We start from the raw sequence: 5053 nt of genomic DNA, 5'->3' as shown, positions 1-5053 counted from the left end.
GAACCCCTCCGCATCCCCACGGCGCCCGGCCTGTCCCTCGCGGGCGTCCGGTTGATCATCCCTGACCACGTCGTGGGGCCTCCCGTGTTGCGTACGCTTTCCTTGTGTGCATGCCGTCGCCACTACCCCGGCGCAGCGGCTGGGCGTACTGCTTCGCTCATCCCCCCAGCCGTATCGGCCTTCCCCGAAAGGGTCGTCGGGTCGGCCTGCGCATCGTCCTTTTCGAGGCTTGCTCGNCGTTCACTCGCGTTACGGCCTGCACACTCGCGCTGTCACCAATTCGTGACACGCTAATCGAAGGCTTCAGCCACTTCGTTACCTCCATGACTGCTCCGATTGCTTCCGGCTGGAGCGTTTGCCGGGTGGGGCTTGCACCCACTGGAAAGCGCCGCCTTTACACGGCGCACACCCACAGCGGACGTTCCGACGGCGTCGGGCGCATGCGATGGCAATCGCATCCCACCATCACTCTGCGCGTCGGCGACGCCGAGCTGCAGATCACACTTGATGAGATGATCGACCGAAGTGCGTCAAGCCTTGGAGTGCAGGAGACCACCAGCTATCCCGTTACGCAAGCGGTGAGCTGCATCAGGCCAGCTGGTCGAGCAACGCCTTAGCGTCCCGCAGGACAGGCATGTGGAAGCCTTCGGTGAACGAGCCGTACACCGGCGCGAGGAGGTCGCGAGCTTCCGTGCACTTGCCCTGGTTGCGCCACAGGCGGGCGAGGCTGGTCGCAGCGCGAAGCGCAAACGTCTTCGCGCTCTGGCGCTCCGCCACCGCGAGTGCCCGGTGATAATTCTGCTCCGTAGCAACTTGGTCGCCTCGGGCGTTCATCATGTCGCCTCGAAGTCGATGCAGCTCGACCTCACCGCACCGCTCGCTGGTCGTCTCGATCAGTTGTGCAGCCTCGACGAGGCAATTCTGCCCCTCCTGCAGATGGCCGACCTTGACGTGAGCCTCGGCGAGAAAGCAGAGCGCGCGCGGCGTGTGCACGACGGCTCCGGCAGTACGAAGCACCGAGAGTCCCCTCGCGAGCAGCGCGAGGCCGTCATGCACCTGTCCAAGTGCCGTCAATGAACGACCATGCTGAAGAAGTCCGACGCCCAACCAGAGCGGAAAACCGTGCTCCTTCGAAAGAGCCGCGAGCTCCTCGGCGTGCCGCCGTGCGTCATGCAGCAAGCCGGCGGCCGCCTCCACCGCACACACCTTGCTCAGCACAAAGGCTACCGTGAACGGATGGTCGAGCCGGCGGGCTTCCAACAATGCCTCGTCCGCGCGCGCACATCCCTGATCGATCTGGCCTAGGAGCGCCAGTGTCAGCGCCAAGTGTCCGAGGCTTGCCGCGTGCGGATCGGCCACTGCGATCGCGGCGCAAGTCGCGCGAGCGGTCGGATCTCTCAAGCCATCACACCGCTCGAGAAGGGCGCGCGCTGTCACAAACTCCCCGCGAAAGTAGCAACTGGCGCCGTGAATATAGTGACCCAGCAGCAAAGTGACTTGATCTTTTCTCGTATCGCCTAATTTCTCCAACTGTTCGGCAAGGGACGCTGCCAGCTCGTGCTCGGCCCGAACCATGTGGAAACCCCATTGGGAATAGAGTAACGGAGCGAGACAATCCGGTCGATCGAACCGCTCAGCGAGCGCTCGTGCCCTGGCGAGGGTGTCGGCCACCACCGGCGCCGAATACCCACGGGTTGCCATCAGGGCTCGGCCGAGAGCGATCTGCAGGTCGAGCTCGTGCTTCACGGGCCGGGACTCCTCGGGCATGTTCGCCAGCAATTCCAGTCCCTTCTGCAACTGCGACACAGCTTCGGTCATCGCCGATCGTGCGACCGCCTGCTGGCCGGACTTGAGCCGGTAGCCGACCGCCTTCTCGTTGAAACCGGCCTCGGCACAATGGTGGGCCATGAGTTCGGGCTGAGCGGCTACGATTTCAGGAAACTGGCTCTCAAGCGTCGTCGCAATGCGGGCGTGAATCTGTCGGCGTCGACCGCGCAGCAATGTGCTATAGGCTGCGTCCTGCACGAGCGCGTGCTTGAAGGTGTACTCTGCACCGGGCGGGGTGCCCCGCTGGAAGGCCAATTCGGCGTGTACGAGCTGCGCCAAGGCCCCGTCTACCTTCTGCTGCGGCATGGCCGCGACGGCGCTGATCAGCTCATGCGAGAACGACCGGCCGAGTGCCGCTCCGATCTGCGCCACCTCGCGCACGGGTGCCAGGCGATCGAGCCGTGCCAGGAGCGAGCCTTGGAGCGAGGTAGGGATGGCAAGCGGAGGCACGGGCCCTCTCGCGTCAAAGCGGTCGCCAGCCTCGGTCAGCATGCCACTCTCGATCACCGCCTTGGTCACTTCCTCGATGAACAGCGGTACGCCATCGGTCCGATCGATGATGTGTTCGGCGATCTCCTGGGGCAACGCCTTGCCGCCGGTCACCCGCATGATCATCTCGGCGCGCTGTCGACGCGGCAAACGATTGAGGCTGATCAATGTCACGTGCGAGCGTCCAATCCACGCCGGCGCGAATTCTGGCCGGAAAGTGATGATCAGCAAGGCCCGGAGGGTTGCAACCCGCTCGACGATGAGGTCCAACAGGTCGAGCGAGGTGGGGTCGATCCAGTGCACATCCTCGAACACCATCAGCACCGGGCGGCGCGCCGCCAGTCCCTCGAGCTGGGCCAGCAGGACCCTAAGCGTCTCCTCCTTGCGCTTCTGCGGGGTGAGGCTGAGCGGTGGATAGCGATTGCCGATCGGCACGGATAGCAGGTCCGCGATCACAGGGACGGCCTGGCTGAGGTCGGCGTTTGCCTCCGCGAGCAACGCCTCGAGCTTGTCCAATCGTTGCTGGTGCGTATCGTCTCGCCGGAATCCCGCTGCCCGTTCGAGCTGCGAGATGGTCGGGAAAAGCGCGCTGTCCTGGTGGTGCGGCGAGCAGAAACGGCGCAGGCGGATGGGTGGATCATCGCTCAGCCGCTCCGCCACGGTCTCGGCGAGGCGCGACTTGCCGATGCCTGCCTCACCCGATATCAGCACGACCGAGCCATCGCCGCGTTTTATCTGCTGCCATCGGTGCATCAACAGCTCGATCTCCTCGTCGCGGCCGAGCAGGGGCGTCCTCACAACGCGCAAGGCCTCGAAGCGGCTATCGATCGCGCTCGCACCGATCACTCGCCAGACCGGCACCGCTGCGCTGAAACCTGTGATGGACACGCTCCCGAGAGCGACATACTCGAAGAGTCCACCGACGAGACGGCGGGTGCTGCCGTCGATGACCACCGTCTGTGGCTCGGCCAGCGCCTGAAGCCGCGAGGCCAGATTCGGGGTCTCACCGACGACTTCGTGCTCCTGCGACGCGCCTTCTCCTATGATCACCAGACCGGTGGCAATGCCAACTCGCACTCGCAATGTTACCTCCGGACCGGCATCGAGCCCTTGCACGGCCGCGACCAATGCCAGCCCGGCGCATACCGCGCGCTCAGCATCGTCTTCATCCGCCCGCGGGTAACCGAAATATGCGAGCACGCCGTCGCCCATGTATCTGGCAACGAACCCGCCGAATTTCTCGATTTGCTCGGCACAGCAGCGGTGGTACGCGCTAATGATTTCCCTCAAGTCCTCAGGGTCGAGCCTTGTCGAGAGAGCTGTCGAACCAACAAGATCAGCGAACATCACTGTGAGCTGACGTCTCTCCGGCTCGGTCCGAGGAGTAGATCTCGGTCTGATCTCATCGAGCTCCGCAATCGCGCGCAATATCTTCCTGCGATGGCCGAGCGAGACACCGATTTTCTCGAGGTCTTGGTCGGTGAGATCACGCAGAACGCTCGGATCGATGTCGTGCTCGGCAAAGCGCTGCGCGTATTGCCCCAAGCCTAGTGTGTTGAGCCAGTCCGCAATCTGCTGCATTGGCCCTATCGACTCTCTGATTGGCGGCCAGCCGAAATTTGGACTACAGCGAAGAAACGTTATCCCGATCTTCGCAGCATAGCATGCTTTGGTTTGCGGCATTCGGCCGCAGCAAGCTCTCGATCTTTGCCAAAATGGTGCATGAGTACAGATGCTCGCTATCTAGCCGGGCGTCGCGCAGTGAAGACAACTGGATTGCCGCATGCGCCGGATTTCGGGACCGAGGAGCGCCGCGCACGACCGATAGCTGCGCCCACCAACTAAGTGGGTCCATGGGCCGGCGAAAAAAACTGCGCGGCGTCCCGCTATGGCCCCAGAGCCGCCTAGGCGTAACATCGCCTGTACGTCGATTCCCAGGGGCGAAGCAGACCAATTGTGCTCGCTGTGAGTTCTTCGCGTTTTGACCCATCTGCGACATGGGCAGGTTCAGCCGACCAGCTGGCAGCGCCCGCTGACGACAGTACCGTCGCGTTTATGCGCCTTAAGCGTGCCGTCGACGCGGTTGATGAAACCTTGCCAGACAGCGGTCGGGTCGAACAGATGTTGCCAAATGTTGCTGAGCGTAAGCGCCGTCTCAAAGAACAAGTGCGGATCTGTGACGTGGACGGCCAAATTGCTTCCGAATGTCGGAGAGTGCATCGTCCCCTCGTCCAGATTAACGGTGACCTGTTCCCCGTTTATGTAGACCGAGTTGCGCTGGCCACCCGTAAGGCCCCGCGCCCAGCATTTCAGATGGATCGTCTCGGCATGTGCAGCCGTTGCAGCTAGCAGCGCTGCGACGATGATGGTTGCTTTCAGTTTCACAGTTATCCCGTCGCTTTGTGACGGCCCTGCCGGGGGGCGGACACGGCAGGACATTCGATGACTTTGCCGGATTTCGGCAAATTTGGCCATGTCCGAGTCTGTGAAGGGTTTCGGATGCCGGCCGCTTGAGGGAGGGCGCGGCGTATTCGGCGGCCGGCGTCCGAAAGCCTCCAAGGGAGGAAACCGCGCGTGAGAACGTAAGGCGGTGCGGCAGGCGTTATGGGGATTTGAGCGCCGCGGGCGAGCTCGTTGATTGAGATCGAGTCGGCCCAACGAGTTGCGCGACGGTGAAGTCGCTGACGAATGCGCGGCGGATGGCCTTGAACTCGACAAGTTGTCCGACGATTTGCGA

General features: G+C 63.0%; 2 protein-coding genes. Both read right to left on the bottom strand.

All coding sequences use genetic code 11. The annotated features are described in order from the left end of the window. Nucleotides 1-588 precede the first annotated feature (588 nt). The gene (locus tag YY7_RS0149440; protein ID WP_028169379.1) at nucleotides 589-3897 is read right to left on the bottom strand and encodes an adenylate/guanylate cyclase domain-containing protein; all 3309 of its coding nucleotides are present in this window, start codon (nucleotides 3895-3897) and stop codon (nucleotides 589-591) included. 426 nt (nucleotides 3898-4323) lie between these two features. Beyond that, nucleotides 4324-4701, bottom strand: coding sequence for a hypothetical protein (locus YY7_RS0149435; RefSeq protein WP_155255691.1), 378 nt, complete (start codon nucleotides 4699-4701; stop codon nucleotides 4324-4326). Between the last annotated feature and the right edge of the window lie 352 nt (nucleotides 4702-5053).

It is taken from the genome of Bradyrhizobium elkanii WSM2783 (genome assembly GCF_000472865.1).
Lineage (GTDB): Bacteria > Pseudomonadota > Alphaproteobacteria > Rhizobiales > Xanthobacteraceae > Bradyrhizobium > Bradyrhizobium elkanii_A.
The sequence above is the reverse complement of the archived record's forward strand: the minus strand, read 5'-3'. Positions and strand labels throughout refer to the sequence as shown.